Below are 15,989 nucleotides of genomic sequence, written 5' to 3'. Positions count from 1 at the left end.
GGCGAACTAAGCCTTGGCTGCGAGATCCGTGACCGCGTCGTCGAGCTTGATGCCAGGCCCCATCGAGGAGCTGAGCGTGATGCCCTTGACGTAGCGTCCCTTGGCGGCCGAAGGCTTCGCCTTCATGACGCTCGAGATGACGACCATCGCGTTGTCGACCAGCTTCTGCGGATCGAACGAGAGCTTGCCCACGGGAACGTGAACCAGAGCCGTCTTATCCGTGCGGAACTCGACCTTACCAGCCTTGATCTCGCGGATGGCGCTGGCGACGTCGGTGGTGACGGTGCCGGTCTTGGGGTTCGGCATCAGGCCCTTGGGTCCGAGAACCTTGCCGAGACGTCCGACCGACTTCATCATGTCGGGGGTCGCGATCAGCGCGTCGAAGGCCGTCCAGCCTTCCTTCTGAATCTTCTCGACCAGCTCTTCGCCGCCGAAGAACTCGGCGCCGGCAGCCTCGGCATCCTTGATGCGGTCGCCCGAAGCGATTACCGCGACAACCTTGGACTTGCCGCCCAGACCGTGGGGCAGAACGACGGTGCCGCGCACCATCTGGTCCGCGTGACGGGGATCGACGCCCAGACGCAGGGTCAGGTCGACGGTCTCGTCAAACTTCACATACTTGGCCTTCTGGAGCAGGGGAACCGCATCGACCAGCGTGTAGGGACGCGGCTCAACCAACGCGCGCGCCTTCGCCAGGTTCTTGGAGATCTTCTTTGCCATGAGTGTTTCTTCCTTTATCTTCCACCCGCGATACTCACTTCCGCATCGGCGTGGTTCGACTGCACTCAACGGGAGTTGAGGCAACTTTATGAGTATGGCGGAAAATTAACCCAAAGTCAAGATTTTGCCTGCTGCGTCACGACTGGACGGCGCAGATCGTCGATCACCGGCATCGCCGCGAGCACCAGCAGGACCACCGCCAGCGGCAGCGTAAAGAAGAAGCCCGCGTACTTGAACCCCGTCGCGCCGGTGACGCCGCCGACGAAGAACATGGCGATGAGCGACAGGTGGAGTTGCAGCGTGGTCAGCTCCGGTGGGGGAGACGACTCGTGCTGCGCCACCGCCCTAAACGCCAGTCGGCCCAGCGCGATGCCGATATCGGTCACCATGCCCGTCAGGTGCGTCGTGCGGATCACCGCGTTCGACAGCTTGGTGATGATCGCGTTCTGCAGCCCCATCGTCAGGCAGAGCAGCATCACCGTGCCCAGCACGCGTCCACCCGCGAAGACTCGTCCTGTAAAGCCGAAGAGCACCAGCAACAACGCCTCGAGGACCAGCGGCAGCGCGTACTCGCTCTCGAGCGACCGCGAGCGCGCCCAGCGGATCAGCAGTGTCGTCAGGAACGCCCCCATCAGGAACGAGAAGACCGCGGCCAGCCCGGTGAAGACCGGCTCCAGATCCCCGGCGGCGAGGTTGTCTGCCATGGCCGAAACAATGCCCGACATGTGGGAGGTGTACTGCCGGACCGCGAGGAATCCCCCGGCGTTCGCAGCCCCGGCCACAAAGGCCAGGTAGCGGGCCAGGTGGCGGTTGGCGATCTCCGTTCGATGCGTACCGGTCAGGCGGCGCAGATAAAAGAGTGGCACGTCTTTATCATTACAGATTTGCCGCCATTCGTTACACCCCGGGGACCGTCGACGTCACCTACCCGCCCTCACAGGAAAATCCACAACCAGATTCCCATTGACGCCGCAGATAGCGGAGAGCATAGTACTCAAAAGGCGAATAAATGGCGAAAATAAAACCCAACTCGGAGACGCTCTTCCCTATCCTCAATGCCGTTCCCACCGGCCTCGCCCGCCTCGCCGCCGAGGCCGCCCATACTGCCGACGGCCACCTGATCGAGTTCAAAGCGATCAAGAGCCGATCCATCCTGAACCGCTCTATCTCCAAGCGCCGCCTCTCCATCGCTTGGTCGATCAACCCCTACCGCGGCTGCGAGTTCGCCTGCCGCTACTGCTTCGCCCGCTACACCCACGAGTTCCTCGAACCCGGCCCGCTGGGCAGCAGCGACGGCGATCCCGACGCGATTCAACCCTGGGCCACCGCCTTCGAACGCCACATCTTCCTGAAGCAGAACGCCGCCTGGCTGCTCGAGCAGGAGCTGCGCAAGCTCGACCGCACCGACCCCCTCGGCGAGATCGTCATCGGCACCGCCACCGATCCCTACCAGCCCATCGAGCGCACCGCCCGCATCACGCGCTCCCTGCTTGAAGTGCTGGCCCGCCGCTCGGGCCGCAGGCTCGGCATTATCACGAAGTCCACCCTGATCGCCCGCGACATCGACCTGCTCACCGAGATCGCGCGCCGCAACACGCTCGTGCTGCACATCACGGTCACCACTCCCGATGCCCGGCTCGCCCGCATCCTCGAGCCGCGTGCTCCCCGGCCCGACCTGCGCCTTGCGACCGTCCGGCGGCTGCGGGAGGCGGGGCTCATCACCGGCATCCTCTGCTCGCCGCTGCTGCCCGGCATCACCGACACCGCCGAGGCCATCGACCGCATGGCAGCCCACGCCGCGAAAGCCGACGCCAGCTTCTTCGCCGCCAACCCCTTGTATTTGAAGTCGTGCTCACGTCCAACGTTCCAGAGCTTCGTTCGTGAGCACTACCCCCACCTCGCCGTCGAATATGCCGAACGCTTTGCCCAACGGGCCTTTGCAGAAAAGCCTTACCAGGAACGGCTGCAAGCCCTGGTCCAGGAGTCCTGCCAGAGGCACCGGGTAGGCGAGCGCTCCGGCGAGGTGATGATATTGCGAGCCGTCGGAGAGAACAAAAAGCCGCCAACCGGTATAGGGATTCCAATCCAGACCAAGCTCTTCGGCTGATGGAAGACGTCCTGCCGGACGGGCCCGCTACGCGCGGGGCGGTCACTTCGTGACTTTCATACTTGTCTCGGCAAGATCAACTGCTTCGGTCCTCCCGCTGGTCGGGAGGAAAAGAAAAAGCGCAGAGCCATTGGCTCTGCGCTTTTTTACTCAAACATATCTAGAAACTAACCGACAATCTCGATACCCATCGAGCGAGCCGTACCGCGAATGCTCCTCGCCGCTGCCTCAACCGTGGTCGAGTTCAGGTCAGGCATCTTCTGCGTGGCGATCTCGATGATCTGCTGCTCGGTGACCTTGCCCTTCTTCTCCTTGTTCGGAGTGCCCGAGCCCTTCTCGATGCCGGCGGCCTTCTTCAGCAGAACCGCAGCCGGAGGGGTCTTGGTGATGAAGCTGAACGTACGGTCTGCGTAGACAGAGATGACGACCGGGATCGTCAGGCCAGCCATCGAAGGATCCTTGGTCCGGTCGTTGAACTGCTTGCAGAACTCCATGATGTTGACCTGCGCCTGGCCGAGGGCCGGGCCGATCGGCGGTGCGGGGGTGGCCTTGGCGGCCATAACCTGTAGCTTGACGTATCCAGTAATCTTCTTCGGTGCCATTGCGGGAATCCTCTTTACGCTTTGTGGCAGCGGCTGCCGATAAGGCGCCGTCTGCGGAATAGTGGTGCAGTTTCTGTCTTAAGTTCCCCTAAGACTTATCTTAAGCAGCGTTCCGAGAAGCCCGGTGGAGACAACCCATTCGGCGGACCGCAAGCCCTACTTCAAACTCTCTGATCGACGTGGAGAAGACTAAATCTCTACCTTGTCGACCTTCGAGAACTCGATCTCGACCGGCGTCGAACGTCCGAAGATGCTGACCATGACCTTCAGGGTCTGCTTGTCCTCGTTCACGTCGTCGACCGCGCCGTTGAAGTTTGCGAACGGTCCCTCATTGATTCGGACCTGCTCGCCCTTCTCGAACTTGATCTTCATCACCGGCTTGTCCTTCGACACGTCGGACCGGAACAGGATGGAGCTGACCTCCTGCTCGCTCAGCGCGACCGGGTTATCACCCGTGCCGAGGAAGCCCGTCACCCGCGGCGTGTTCTTGATCACGTGCCACAGGTCGTTATCGAGGTCCATCTCCACCAGCACGTAGCCCGGCAGGAAGACGCGCTCGATGGTGTACTTCTTGCCATTGCGCAGCTCAGTCACCGGCTCGGTCGGGATCATGATGCGCCCGATCTTGTTCTGCAGGTTATAGGCGTGGATCCGGCTCTCCAGGGACTCGCGCACCTTGCGCTCGAAACCTGAGTAAGCGTGGATGATGTACCACTTAAAATTCTCGTTGACCGGCGGCTCGAGGTGCTCGCCCTCGACTGCTGCACCTTCGGCGGCCGGAACTACTGGCTCCTCGGGGAGAAGATCGTCCGGATTTGTCTCTTTCACTGCCATAATTGTGCCTTTTTCGTCGAGCTTGGGTCTAGCCGTGCCGTACTACCTGGTGATCAGCTTGTGCAGCAACATCTCGATGCCGCGACCGATGATGTTGTCCACCAGCCAGAAGTACGCGGCGAAGATGAACACCGTCACGATGACCACAATCGTCGTCGTCTGGACCTCGGCGCGCGAAGGAACGATTGCCTTGCGCATCTCCGCCCGAACATCTTTCAGGAACTCGTTCAGCCGCGCCGGAGCCGACTTGAACTGCTCCATTCCCGAGTTTTGCTGCTCTTCCGCCACTGCTAATCCCTTGGCCATCGCCGTGTCTCAAACCTTCGTGCTCGACTGAGCCCATCTAGATACTACTTGTTACCGTCCGGCATCAACTGCGCGGAGCAAAACTGGCGGGGGAGCTCGGATTCGAACCGAGAAGTTCGGTTTTGGAGACCGACAGTTTAACCGTTGAGCTTACTCCCCCCAGGGAGCCGTTAGCTTCTGGCCTCAGCTCTCAGCTAAAGACCGGAAGCCGCCCCAAACTTACTTCGTTTCCTTGTGGTCCGTGTGCTTGCGGCAGGTATTGCAGAACTTCGAGAACTCCAGACGGCCGGTGGTCGTCTTCTTGTTCTTCGTCGTGGAGTAGTTCCTGTTCTTGCACTCGGGGCACTGCAGTGTAATAATTTCGCGCATCTCTTTATCCTATCCGATTTCGCAAGCTAAGGGTACTGGCAGGATTGCTCCCAACCAGTACCCGCTTGCTCATCCCTATTCCGTACTGCCTGATCCCAGCCGACTACAGTTACTTGATGATTTCCGAGATGGTACCTGCACCGACGGTGCGACCGCCCTCGCGGATAGCGAAGCGGAGGCCCTTCTCCATCGCGACCGGCGTGTGCAGCGAGATCTCGAGCTGGATGTTGTCACCCGGCATACACATCTCGGTGCCCGCAGGAAGCTTCGCCGAACCCGTCACGTCCGTCGTCCGGAAGTAGAACTGCGGACGGTAGCCGTTGAAGAACGGAGTGTGACGTCCGCCCTCTTCCTTGCTCAGAACGTAGACCTCGCCCTTGAACTCGGTGTGCGGCTTGATCGAACCCGGCTTCGCCAGGACCATCCCGCGCTCCACCGCTTCCTTCGCGATACCGCGCAGCAGAAGACCCGCGTTGTCGCCCGCAAGACCCTCATCGAGCTGCTTCTTGAACATCTCGACGCCGGTGCAGACCGTAGCCTGCGTGTCGCCGAAGCCCACGATCTCGCAAGCCTCGCCAACCTTCACCTTGCCGCGCTCGATACGGCCCGTCACCACGGTGCCGCGGCCCGAGATCGAGAAGATATCCTCGATAGGCATCAGGAACGGCAGATCCACGGCGCGCTCAGGCTGCGGAACGTACTTGTCCACCGCCTCCATCAGCTCGTCGATCTTGGCCTCCCACTGCGCCTCGCCGTTCAGCGCGCCCAGGGCGGAGCCGCGGATGATCGGGGTGTCGTCGCCGGGGTAGTCGTACTTCGACAGAAGCTCACGAACCTCCATCTCGACCAGCTCGATCAGCTCTTCGTCCTCGACCGCATCGCACTTGTTCAGGAACACCACGATGTACGGAACGCCGACCTGACGCGCCAGCAGAACGTGCTCCTTGGTCTGGGGCATCGGGCCGTCGGTCGCTGCGACCACCAGGATCGCGCCGTCCATCTGCGCAGCTCCCGTGATCATGTTCTTGATGTAGTCCGCGTGGCCAGGGCAGTCGACGTGCGCGTAGTGCCGGTTCGGCGTCTCGTACTCCACGTGCGAGGTCGCGATCGTAATACCGCGCTCGCGCTCCTCGGGTGCGTTGTCGATCGTGTCGAACGAGCGGAACTTGTTCGAAGGATTATGCTTCGACAGAACCTTCGTGATCGCAGCAGTCAGCGTCGTCTTGCCGTGGTCGATGTGACCAATCGTTCCAATGTTTACGTGCGGCTTTGAACGGTCAAACTTTTCCTTACCCATTGCTATCTCCTTAGATCTTTTGCAACAAAACTTGTAGGTGGATTCTCTACCGATAGAGGCGTCCGGCTGTCTCTCAGTAGTACGCGTAGAGCTTGAAGAACTTCGTCCTCAGCTCCGGCGCCACGCGCTCGAGCTGTGCCAGGTAGAACTCGCGGATCTGTCCCTGGTCGCCGTTTTCGAGCTTGTCGTAGCTGGCTGCCATCGTCGCGCCCAGCAGACCCTGCTTCAGCACCTGCTCGAACTGGCGAATCCGTACCTTGCCCCGCTCCAGCGAGCGGAGAAAGTTGGCTACGTTGGCCGTCGAATAGGCCTTCTCGATCGCGGCTCGAACCGCGCCATAGGCCTGCGGATCGCTGATCGGCATTACCGGCTGCTCATACGTCGTGCTCAAACGTGGACTCCTGCGCTGCTACTTGGAACGGATGGAGCGGGAGACGGGAATCGGACCCGCGACCAACAGCTTGGAAGGCTGTGACTCTACCACTGAGTTACTCCCGCCCTGCTTGTAAAACCCCTGCTACTAAACTCTGGAGCTGACGGAGAGGATTGAACTCTCGACCTCTCCCTTACCAAGGGAGTGCTCTGCCACTGAGCTACGCCAGCCAAACTGCAACAACAAAACTATCCTACCGCGAACGAAGCCTACCGAGCATCACGCGTGCGGCAAAAAAAGCTAACAGGATCAACGTCAGTGTCCGATACTTGCCTGGCTCCATCGTCGCCCAGGCCGACACCGCAAGCAGACCCATCAAAACCAGCGCGATGGCCATTCGTCCGTTGCTGCCGGGGCTCAGGTCCATACGCTCTGTCCTTCTACATCTCGTGCCAAATCGGGAAAGGTAAGTGGTGCACAGGGGAGGATTCGAACCTCCGTAACTCGAAGAGTGGCAGATTTACAGTCTGCTGCCATTAACCGCTCGGCCACCTGTGCACTTCCCTGCCCGAACCTTGTCGCCACGCAGGACTCTCACCAACCACTCAAGAAAGCGAACCTTCTTTTCGAGGGGAGTGGCTTGAGATCTGCAGCCACGAAAGGGACAAGCAGCACAACCAAATCCGTCCTGCAAACTGCATGTACTGGCTTTAAGGTAACTGGAGCTGACGAAGGGATTTGAACCCCCGACCCTCTGATTACAAATCAGATGCTCTACCAGCTGAGCTACGCCAGCCCAAACAGCCTTGAATCTACTCTACTCGAACCCTTCCTGTCGTTACAGCCAGAAGAACTCCAGCCAACGACGCAGAACCGCCCGCGCAGAGCTTGCCGCAAGACCTGACTTTATCACAAATCCGGCCGCGCACAAAACGCCAGCCGGAAGCCCTTCCCGGAAGGGTAGAATCTCCACAATTCACCTCTTCGCCGGACATCCATTTATGCGCCGTATCCTCGCTCTCGCACTGCTGCTCTCCTTCGGTTTCGCCGCACAGGCACAGCTCCAAACGCATACCGCCGACGCCCCGCAGATTCTCGAAGGCCCGCAGGCTCCCGGTGTCGCGCCACCGCCGCCCGCGGACTCCGGCCCGGCGGTGATGAACAACGATTCCGTCCTCAAGATGTTCCATGCGGGACTCGGCGACGACCTTATCGTCCAGACCATCGGCACCCAGCCCGGAGCCTACGACACCGACTCCGACAACCTGGTCAAACTCAAGCAGGCGGGCCTCTCGGACCCCATCCTGAAGGCCATGATCGCCGCCAACCGTCGCCTGCTGACGCCCGGCTCGAAGCCGCCCGTCGTCCGCGTCTCCGAGGTCTCGGAGCCCGGCCTCTACTACAAGGACCGCAACGGCCAGTGGGTTCCGATGGACTCGGAGACCGTCCACGTCGTCTCGGGCGGCTTTATCAAGTCCACCGTCACCAACGGCATCATCAAGCCGGACCGCAACGGCCGCGTCTACGGGCGCGAGTCGAAGCTGGTGCTGGCGCGGCCGATCGAGTTCCTCATCTGCACGCCCGAGGGCGTCACCGCCAGCGAATACGACCTGATCCTCTTCCGCCTGAACAGCAAGGACCGCGAATTCCGCACGCTGACCGGCGGCGTCATCCACTCGACCGGCGGGGCCAAGAGGGACGAGATGCCGTTCTCACCCGTGCAGACCGCGCCCCATACCTACACCTTCACGCTGGACCAGAAGACGCCCGGCGGAGAGTACGGCATCCTGCCGCCCGGCACGGGCAATGTGACCAACGGCGGCAAGATTTATACCTTCGCCATCGTCGAGTAGGCACGTAACACGCGAAGCGTCGAGAACCCCACGAAGTGCCGCCAGCCCGGCGCTAGGGCGTAGTTGTCGTTGCTTGTAAACTCAAACCCACCATGCGTAAGCGCACCACTCTTATTCTCGGCGTTGCTGTAGTCCTGATCGCCATCGCGGCCCTGGCCTTCTATCTCCACGCCAAAGCCGCCCCCCGAGCCGCACGTCTCCTCCCCGAAGCCGACGCCATCGTCTTCCTCGATGTCGCTCCGCTGCGCCTGGCCACCCACTTCGACCGCGACCCCATCACGCGCTCGCCCGACTTTCAGCAATTCATCGACGCCACCGGCATCGTGCCCGAGCGCGACCTGGACGCCGCCGCCTTTGCGCTCCACGCCATGCCCAACCCTCATGGCCCCAACGGCCCCGTGGCCTTCTCCGAAGTCTTCGTCGGACGCTTCGACGCCGCTCGCTTGACCCGCTACCTGGCCTCCATCGCCAGCGCGCAGGAGACCTACGCGGGTCACACCCTCTACCTCATCCCCAGCGACGGCCGCACCCTGCGCGTCGCGCAACTCGACGCCACCACCATCGCCGCCTCCAACTGCCCCACGCCGGAGCAGATCCACGCCATCCTCGACCGCAGCCGAGGCAGCTTCGTCAGCGGCCCACTGCTCCTGTCCGCTCGCTACGCTGATGTACCGTCCTTCGCTTCAGCCTGGGCCATCGGGCGCATCGGCCTACCGTTCGCGGAAGACGGTCATATCAGCGTCATGGGCCTCGGGCTGCCGCTGGCCAGCGACACCGACTTTGTCGCCAGCCTCCGCTACACCTCGCAGCTCCACCTGCGCATCGAGCAGCTCGCCCCCAGCGATGCCGACGCGCAGCAGTCCAGTCAGGCGCTGACTGGACTGCTGGCCGTTCTGCGCACGCTAGAACCTGTACCAGCCCGCACCGATAGCGACCGCACCCTGCGGGACCTGACGGCCTCGATTCACATCCAGCAGAAGAAGAACCGGGCCATCCTCACAGCCGACCTGCCCGCCGATCTGCTTAAGAGGCTTGGCCAGTTGCACTAAGAGGACCACGCGAAGGGATAGGTCGGGCCTTCAGCCCTCACCTTGCCTATGCACACGGTTACCTAGGGCTTTGCCCTAGGCTGGTATAGAGCGCGCCTTCAGCGCTTTTGGATAGCAGGATTTTGTGGATAGGTTGAAGAGAGCGTAGCTCAGAAGCAACAGCAAAAGCGCCCTCACGCCGGGCGGGCGGCACTTCGTGCTGTCTTGGACGCTGCGCGTGTTTCCGCGGCTCAGACCTACTGCGCTCCCGGCAACCCGCCACCCAACTGCGCCAGCGTCTGCCGCAGGTACTTGTGCGGATTGACCGGAGTATTCCTGATCCGAACCTCGTAGTGAACGTGGTTGCCTGTCGTGCGGCCGCTATGGCCCACATAACCGATCACCTGGCCCCGGCTCACCTGCTGGCCCGCCGTCACGGCGAAACCGCTCATGTGCCCGTACATCGTCACCAGTCCGTGCCCGTGGTCCACCGCCACCATGCGCCCGTAGCCATTCACGAACTCGGCCGACTGCACCACGCCGTCCGCCGTCACGTGGATCGGCGTTCCCTGCACCGCCGAGATGTCGATGCCCGGATGGAACTCACCCTCACCGTTGCCAAGCACCGGGTCCTCCCGCTGGCCGAAGCTGCTGGTGATCGGTCCCGTAACCGGCCAGAGCGACGGCGAATCCGCCACGTCCAATCCGCTGTCCAGACCGCCGAACTCCCGGCCACGGCCCAGCGGATGCAGCATCCCGCCGAGCGGGGTATCCACCGGCGTAGCGAGGAAGCGCGACGTATCGCCGCTCATCGCGTTCGAGCGCAGGGTATAAAAGGCGTCCAGCGACTTGGTATAGCTGTCGTCCGCCAGGCTGGCTACATTCGTCTCGCTGATATCGGCCAGAGGAGCCGTCCCAGCCGACTTGGCCGCATCGACGACGACCGGCTTCGCGCCCTTGGTCGTCCGTCCCCGGTTCACCGCGGCCAGCTTGCTGGTCGTCAGGCCGTACAGCGCCGAGACCTCGCTCGCCAGAGAACCCAGCGAGGCCGCCTGAATATCCTTCTCGTGCGCCTGTTTCTCCAGGTGCGCGTAGTCCTTCTGGAGCGAGTTGTGATCGGCCCGCAACTGGTTGAACCGCGCCGTTTTAATCAGCATCCGCGAGTAAGACCCAGCCATTCCCGTGATGGTGAACATACCGATAACCGCTGCCGCCACAAATAGATAGGCATAGCGCAGAGGCACCGGAACCTTGTGCAGGTTTCCGTCCGTGTCGCGGCTGACGAAGAGGATGTAAAAGCGTTTTTTCGGGTTTGCTGGCAAGCGGCGTCCTATTCAGATGAGTTTGACGGACCGCCGCGCCAAGAAGTCTACGCTTAAGCCTTCGGTCCAGAATTGCACTCGATCCGCGCGAATCACTTCTTCCGTTTGCCATTTGCAAACGACATTCAGAACTCGCAGATCAAATTCTGGCTATTCGTGAGATTTTATCGGTTCCCGCCACCCGGCGCAACCGGCAGGTGTCCTGCCGGACGGCCCTCCTGCGCGGAGAGCGGGCGTTTGCACGCCTTTTTAAGGCTTCGCGTGGTCCTCCCGTTGGTCGGAAACAAAATATGCTCGCTGCCGACCAGCGGGAGGCCCAAAGAGGATAATCTTGCCCATACAACACCGAGAACGGTACGAAGTACCATGCCCATTGGCCGCGTCATCCTCGAGATCGAAATTCCCCACGCGCAGTCGTTAAAAGATCGCCGCCAGGTCGTCCGCTCGCTCAAAGACAAGCTCCGCCACGGCTTCAACATCTCCGTCGCCGAGCTGGATGAGGCTGTGGCCTGGAACCGCGCCACCATCGGCATCGCCGCCATCTCCGGCTCGACCAACTACCTCACCGGCCAGCTCCAGCAGATCGATGAGGCCGCGCATCGCATCTGCACCACCCTGAGCGCCGAGATACGCGACTCCTACGCCGAAATTCTGCCCGATTAGTCCCTGTTGCAACCGTAAAAATTATCGAAAAAACGGCAAATTTGCTAGGCTGGTTCTTTAGGGAAGTGAAACATGCCTGAACCACGCGCCAGAACCTACCACCGCAACCGGGTCGCCCATTCATTCTCCGAGGAGATCGGCGCGATGCTCGAAGGAGAACTCTCCGACCCGAGAATCTTCCCCTCCGTCGTCACCGAGGTGGTACTGACGCCCGGCGGCAAGTCCGCACGGGTCTTCGTCGCGGTCCACGGCGGCGAGGCCGAAGAGGCGTCCACACTGGCCGCCCTGACTACAGCCCGCGGCTTCATACGGGCGCAGATCCGCGAGCGCATGGGCGTCCGCCATGTGCCGGAGCTGGTCTTCGCCATCGACCGCTCCGAGAAGATGACCGGCCGCATGGACGAGCTGCTGGGGCGGATGAAGAAGCGCGATCGCAAGCGCGCTACGGAAGAAGCCGTCTCGACCGCCCCAAGCCCCCAGGAAGCCCCGGTATCCGAGAAATAATGACTGAGGCCGCAATCATCGCGGAGTTTGTTGCCGCCTTCCGGGCGCATCCCCGCTTTCTCATCACCTCCCACGCCCGGCCGGATGGCGACGCCGTCGGCTCGGTGCTGGCGCTGGGCGGGCTGCTGGAGCAGATCGGCTGCACCGTCGACATGGTGCTGGCCGGGCCTATCCCGGCGAACTTCGACGCGCTGCCGGGGATCGAAAAGATTCGCATCGCCGACCACGCCGGGGATGAGACCTGTCCGGCGATCCTGCTGGAGTGCAACAGCACCCAGCGCACCGGGATCGCGGGGCTGGAGCGGCGGATGCTGCTGAACATCGACCACCACAGCAGCGGCCGCGACTTCGCCGCGCTGAACTGGATCGACGCGGGAGCCTGCGCGGTGACCGTGATGGTCTACCGGATCGCGCTCAGCTCGCCCGACTTCCAGATCACGACAGCCATCGCCAAGTGCCTGTACACCGGGCTGCTGACCGATACCGGCGGCTTCACCTACTCCTCCACCAATGCCGAGGCCTTCGCCATGGCGCACGACCTGACCCAGCGCGGCGTCGAGCCGGGCCGGATCGCGCAGGCCGTCATCTTCTCCAATCCTCTGAGCCGCCTGCGCGTTCTCGGCATCGCGCTGAACAAGATGCAGCGCGAGGGCGCGGTGGCGTGGACGTCGATCAGCGACCGCGAGCTGCGCGAGGCGGAAGCGACATCGGAGGACTGCGAAGGGATCGTCAACACGCTGATCGGCATCGCCGGGATCGAGCTGGCGGCCTTCTTCCGCGAGCTGGACGGCCCGAACGAGATCCGCCTGAGCCTGCGCAGCAAGGGAGAGGTCAACGTCGCCCAGGTGGCCGAGCACTACGGCGGCGGCGGCCACCGTAACGCCAGCGGCGTCACCCTGCCCGGAACCATGGACGAGCTGGCGCAGGGCATTCTTAGCCGTCTATCGAGTGCAACTCTGTTAGCCTTGTCTCGCCCAGCCTGACCAAAGTGAACGACTTTCTCCAACCCGCCTCCACCGGTGACGGTGCCGCGCAAATCAGTGCGAAGCTGCCGTGGTATCGCCGCCTCTTCCATCACCCGGAGCTGCCTTCGCCGTGGGAGATCCTGACCCTGTGCCTGATCGGCGGCTTCCTGCTGCTGTACGGGCTTATGCCCGTCACCGGCGGCGCGCAGCTCGGACTGGTCGGCGCGGATGAGCCGCGCTATGCCCAAGTGGCCCGCGAGATGCTGAAGGTGCATGACACCACCTGCGCCCAGCTCCACACCGACATGGTGCCGCACAGCCTTCGGCGCGACGACATCACCCGCGCCACGCAGTGTCTACTGGCAGGAACCGTAACACCGATCCTCTACGGCCAGCCGTGGCTGGAGAAACCGGCCCTCTACTACTGGCGCGCGATGAGCTTCTTCCGCGAGTTCGGCGTCTCGGACTGGTCGGCGCGGCTGCCCTCGACCTCCGGCGCGGCGTTCCTGATCGTGCTGATCTTCCTGCACATGCGGCGTTTCCGGCCGGGCGGGCATCTGGACGCGGCGCTGATTACCTGCTCCTGCGTGGGCATCCTCTCGTTCTCGCGCGGAGCCTCCACCGATATGCAGCTCGCCGCGCCGTTCTGCATCGGGATGCTGGGCTGGTACGCCTGGTACGAGACCGGCAAGAAGTTCTGGCTCTTCGACCTCTACTTCTTCGGCGCGGCGGCCACGCTGGCCAAGGGGCCGGTCGCGCCCTTCATGGCGCTCATCATCATCTTCCTCTTCGTAGCGCTGCGCCGGGAGTGGACGCTGCTGCGCCGGACGATCTGGCTGCCGGGAATCATTCTCTACCTGCTGATGGTGCTGCCCTGGTACATCGCCGTCCAGCGCCGTAACCCGGACTTCTACCGCCAGTTCTTCCTCGAGCACAATCTCGAGCGGTTCGCCACCAACCGCTACCAGCACCATCAGCCCTTCTGGTACTACCTGGCCGTGCTCATCATCGCGCTGATGCCGTGGACCGTGCTGGCGGGCCGTGCGCTGATCGACGCCATCAACACCTCGGTCGCCGAGTGGAAGGTGCGCCGCAAGCCCCAGCCGTACCTCGGCCACTCGCGCGCGGGCGACGCCTTCCCCGAGTTCCTGGTGCTGTGGGCGCTCTTCCCGATCCTCTTCTTCTCGTTCTCCGGGTCCAAGCTGCCGGGCTACATCCTGCCCTCGCTGCCGCCCCTGACCATCCTGACCGGCGACTACCTGAACCGCATCCGCCGCGAGGGCCTGCCGCCGTGGCTGCTCTGGTCGCACGCCGTCTTGAGCGCCGTGCTGGTCTTTGTGCTGACGCTGGCCCCGCAGCACATGCAGTACGAGACCCTGGTGCCCTCCGCGGGCTGGCTCGCCGCCGCTACCGCCGCTGCCGTACTCATCGGCATGGTGATGGTGCTGCTGATCCGCCGTTACGGCATCCCGGCAGTGCGTAACGCGACGCTGATCCCGGTGGTGTTGACGCTGATCTTCCTGCTCGGCTTCCACGGACGCGAGCTGGACCTGAACTACTCGGCGCGGCCCCTGGCCCAGGAGATCGAGCGCCACGCCCCCGGTGTCAAGCTGCTGGCGGTACAGTCGGTCAAACGCGATATGGACTACGGGCTGGCGTTCTACCGTAACGAGCCGCTGGTTCACTACGACTCCGACGGCGTGCCCAGAGCCGAGCACCTGCTCGTCATCCGCAGCGCGGACGAGGGCGAACTCGACCGCTGGCTCGCCGGGCGCATGTACAAGCCGCTCTTTCTCTATGACGAGCAGGGACTTGCGGTATACCGGGTCTACGCACAGCCATAGCCGTTTTCCCAATTAGCCGATAAGCTCAATCAACGAGGCTTCGCGCTTCGGCGACCGCTATGGCCACCGTCCCCCAGACCGCCGCCTCCTCCCTTGCCCGCGTCGAGGTGCTGGATCTGCGGCATTTTTCCGCCTACGACCTGCGTCCGCTACTGCAACAGGAGGCAGCCGCGTGGCAGCAGAGGCTGCTCTGGGACTACCGCGACTCCATCGAGCTGTTGCTGCAGTATCTGGACTCGCGCATGTTGCCGGGCTTCGTCGCCACGCTGCGCGGACAGGTCATCGGCTACATCTTTTGCGTGTACGAGGGCTACAAGGCAGTCATCGGCGACATCTACGTCTCGCACGCCATCGACCCGGAGTGGCGTCTGCCGGAGCTGCTGCTGAAGCACCTGCTGGAGGTCGCCTCGGCCTCGCCCGACCTCGACCGCATCGAGTCGCAACTGCTGCTCTACAACGAGTTCGAGTTGGCCGAGCCCTTTCGTCAGGCGGGCTTCGTGCGCTTTCCCCGGCTCTACCAGGAGTGCGATCTGGCGGCGCGTTCGCGGAGCTGGTCTCCGGCGATTGCGATGCCGCCCGATATGGAGCTGTGCCCGTGGACGCCCTCCGCATACCAGCCGGTGGCCGAGCTGATCCATGCCGCCTACGCAGGGCACCTGGACGCGGAGATCAACGACCAGTACCGAACGCTGCACGGCTCGCTGCGGTTTCTGCACAATATCGTGCGCTTTCCCGGCTGTGGGCAGTTTGATGCGGAGGCCTCGTGGCTGCTGCGCGACCGCGGGACGCAGGCGCTGGCAGGCGTGGTGCTGGGTTCGCGGATCGCGGCGGATGTGGCGCATATCACGCAGCTCTGCATGGCTCCCGAGTACCGTGGGCGCGGGCTGGGGCGGCTGCTGCTGGAGCACTCGATGAAACGGCTGGCCGCGCTGCGGTATGAGGCAATTACCCTGACGGTGAGCGAGCAGAACAGCGCTGCGGTACAGCTTTATCTGGCCTCGGGATTTCGGACACGGCATCGGTTCGATGCGATGGTGTTGAACAAGCCGTATCGTCCGTTCGATCTATCCGGCAGCACCTAAAACACGCGCAGCGTCGAGCACCGCACGAAGTGCCGCCCGCCCGGCGCAAGGACGTCTTTGTTTTTGTTCCTGGAAAACAACGGCAAAAACAGAAGCAGATTCCTCCGCTTCGCTCCTGAA

At 62.7% G+C, this 15,989-nt stretch carries 18 protein-coding genes and 5 tRNA genes; 8 read left to right on the top strand and 15 right to left on the bottom strand.

Annotated elements, in window-relative coordinates; translation table 11 throughout:
- Positions 1-6: 6 nt before the first annotated feature.
- Entirely contained in the window at positions 7-720 is a 714-nt protein-coding gene (gene rplA / locus FTO74_RS02785; protein WP_162536772.1) for a 50S ribosomal protein L1, read from the bottom strand.
- Between the two features lie 116 nt (positions 721-836).
- Positions 837-1,586, bottom strand: a complete 750-nt coding sequence (locus FTO74_RS02780) for a YoaK family protein (protein ID WP_162536771.1) — start codon at positions 1,584-1,586, stop codon at positions 837-839.
- Positions 1,587-1,729: 143 nt separating this feature from the next.
- Between FTO74_RS02780 and FTO74_RS02775 the strand changes: the two genes are divergently transcribed.
- Entirely contained in the window at positions 1,730-2,827 is a 1,098-nt protein-coding gene (locus tag FTO74_RS02775) for a radical SAM protein (protein ID WP_162536770.1), read from the top strand.
- A gap of 167 nt (positions 2,828-2,994) precedes the next feature.
- Here the strand turns inward: FTO74_RS02775 and rplK are convergent, their stop codons facing one another.
- The 12 genes from rplK to FTO74_RS02715 all read right to left on the bottom strand — a co-directional run bounded on the left by rplK (position 2,995) and on the right by FTO74_RS02715 (position 7,404).
- Complete coding sequence (rplK, locus tag FTO74_RS02770; protein WP_162536769.1) at positions 2,995-3,429, bottom strand: 50S ribosomal protein L11; 435 nt, start codon at positions 3,427-3,429, stop codon at positions 2,995-2,997.
- 189 nt (positions 3,430-3,618) lie between these two features.
- Positions 3,619-4,263: a transcription termination/antitermination protein NusG gene (gene nusG / locus FTO74_RS02765; RefSeq protein ID WP_162536768.1), complete on the bottom strand. Its 645-nt coding sequence runs from the start codon at positions 4,261-4,263 to the stop codon at positions 3,619-3,621.
- A 42-nt stretch (positions 4,264-4,305) separates the two neighbouring features.
- Positions 4,306-4,569 (bottom strand): preprotein translocase subunit SecE, encoded by a 264-nt coding sequence (gene secE, locus FTO74_RS02760; protein ID WP_162536767.1) that lies wholly within the window; start codon positions 4,567-4,569, stop codon positions 4,306-4,308.
- 84 nt (positions 4,570-4,653) lie between these two features.
- A tRNA-Trp gene (locus FTO74_RS02755) sits at positions 4,654-4,729 on the bottom strand.
- A gap of 59 nt (positions 4,730-4,788) precedes the next feature.
- Positions 4,789-4,938 carry a 50S ribosomal protein L33 gene (gene rpmG, locus FTO74_RS02750; RefSeq protein ID WP_013579310.1) on the bottom strand — a complete coding sequence of 50 codons (150 nt, stop codon included), beginning with the start codon at positions 4,936-4,938 and terminating at the stop codon, positions 4,789-4,791.
- 109 nt (positions 4,939-5,047) lie between these two features.
- A complete protein-coding gene (gene tuf, locus FTO74_RS02745; RefSeq protein WP_162536766.1) occupies positions 5,048-6,235 on the bottom strand; it encodes an elongation factor Tu in 1,188 nt (395 codons plus the stop codon).
- A 73-nt stretch (positions 6,236-6,308) separates the two neighbouring features.
- Positions 6,309-6,626, bottom strand: coding sequence for a hypothetical protein (locus FTO74_RS02740; RefSeq protein WP_255462463.1), 318 nt, complete (start codon positions 6,624-6,626; stop codon positions 6,309-6,311).
- Between the two features lie 32 nt (positions 6,627-6,658).
- Positions 6,659-6,733: transfer RNA gene (locus FTO74_RS02735), tRNA-Gly, on the bottom strand.
- 30 nt (positions 6,734-6,763) lie between these two features.
- Positions 6,764-6,838 (bottom strand) — tRNA-Thr (locus FTO74_RS02730).
- Positions 6,839-6,861: 23 nt separating this feature from the next.
- Positions 6,862-7,035 carry a hypothetical protein gene (locus tag FTO74_RS02725; RefSeq protein ID WP_162536765.1) on the bottom strand — a complete coding sequence of 58 codons (174 nt, stop codon included), beginning with the start codon at positions 7,033-7,035 and terminating at the stop codon, positions 6,862-6,864.
- A gap of 44 nt (positions 7,036-7,079) precedes the next feature.
- Positions 7,080-7,166: transfer RNA gene (locus tag FTO74_RS02720), tRNA-Tyr, on the bottom strand.
- 162 nt (positions 7,167-7,328) lie between these two features.
- Positions 7,329-7,404: transfer RNA gene (locus FTO74_RS02715), tRNA-Thr, on the bottom strand.
- Between the two features lie 205 nt (positions 7,405-7,609).
- Between FTO74_RS02715 and FTO74_RS02710 the strand changes: the two genes are divergently transcribed.
- Both FTO74_RS02710 and FTO74_RS02705 read left to right on the top strand, forming a co-directional pair.
- The gene (locus FTO74_RS02710; protein WP_255462462.1) at positions 7,610-8,461 is read left to right on the top strand and encodes a hypothetical protein; all 852 of its coding nucleotides are present in this window, start codon (positions 7,610-7,612) and stop codon (positions 8,459-8,461) included.
- A 92-nt stretch (positions 8,462-8,553) separates the two neighbouring features.
- On the top strand, positions 8,554-9,510 hold the full coding sequence (locus FTO74_RS02705; protein ID WP_162536764.1) for a hypothetical protein: 957 nt from the start codon (positions 8,554-8,556) through the stop codon (positions 9,508-9,510).
- A 236-nt stretch (positions 9,511-9,746) separates the two neighbouring features.
- Here the strand turns inward: FTO74_RS02705 and FTO74_RS02700 are convergent, their stop codons facing one another.
- Positions 9,747-10,811, bottom strand: coding sequence for a M23 family metallopeptidase (locus FTO74_RS02700; protein WP_162536763.1), 1,065 nt, complete (start codon positions 10,809-10,811; stop codon positions 9,747-9,749).
- A gap of 366 nt (positions 10,812-11,177) precedes the next feature.
- On the opposite strand from FTO74_RS02700, the gene FTO74_RS02695 reads away from it, so the two are divergent.
- The 5 genes from FTO74_RS02695 (at position 11,178) to FTO74_RS02675 (ending at position 15,869) form a co-directional block, all read left to right on the top strand.
- Positions 11,178-11,474, top strand: a complete 297-nt coding sequence (locus tag FTO74_RS02695; RefSeq protein WP_162536762.1) for a DUF503 domain-containing protein — start codon at positions 11,178-11,180, stop codon at positions 11,472-11,474.
- Positions 11,475-11,546: 72 nt separating this feature from the next.
- Positions 11,547-11,978 carry a 30S ribosome-binding factor RbfA gene (rbfA, locus tag FTO74_RS02690; protein ID WP_162536761.1) on the top strand — a complete coding sequence of 144 codons (432 nt, stop codon included), beginning with the start codon at positions 11,547-11,549 and terminating at the stop codon, positions 11,976-11,978.
- Positions 11,978-12,961 (top strand): bifunctional oligoribonuclease/PAP phosphatase NrnA, encoded by a 984-nt coding sequence (locus FTO74_RS02685; RefSeq protein WP_162536760.1) that lies wholly within the window; start codon positions 11,978-11,980, stop codon positions 12,959-12,961. The genes rbfA and FTO74_RS02685 overlap by 1 nt, the downstream gene beginning before the upstream one ends.
- 5 nt (positions 12,962-12,966) lie before the next feature.
- Complete coding sequence (locus FTO74_RS02680; protein ID WP_255462461.1) at positions 12,967-14,787, top strand: glycosyltransferase family 39 protein; 1,821 nt, start codon at positions 12,967-12,969, stop codon at positions 14,785-14,787.
- 59 nt (positions 14,788-14,846) lie between these two features.
- Positions 14,847-15,869 carry a GNAT family N-acetyltransferase gene (locus tag FTO74_RS02675; protein ID WP_162536759.1) on the top strand — a complete coding sequence of 341 codons (1,023 nt, stop codon included), beginning with the start codon at positions 14,847-14,849 and terminating at the stop codon, positions 15,867-15,869.
- Positions 15,870-15,989: the final 120 nt, after the last annotated feature.

Source organism: Granulicella sp. WH15 (assembly GCF_009914315.1).
Lineage (GTDB): Bacteria > Acidobacteriota > Terriglobia > Terriglobales > Acidobacteriaceae > Edaphobacter.
Note: the sequence above shows the minus strand (reverse complement) of the source record. Positions and strands in the feature narration are given on the sequence as shown.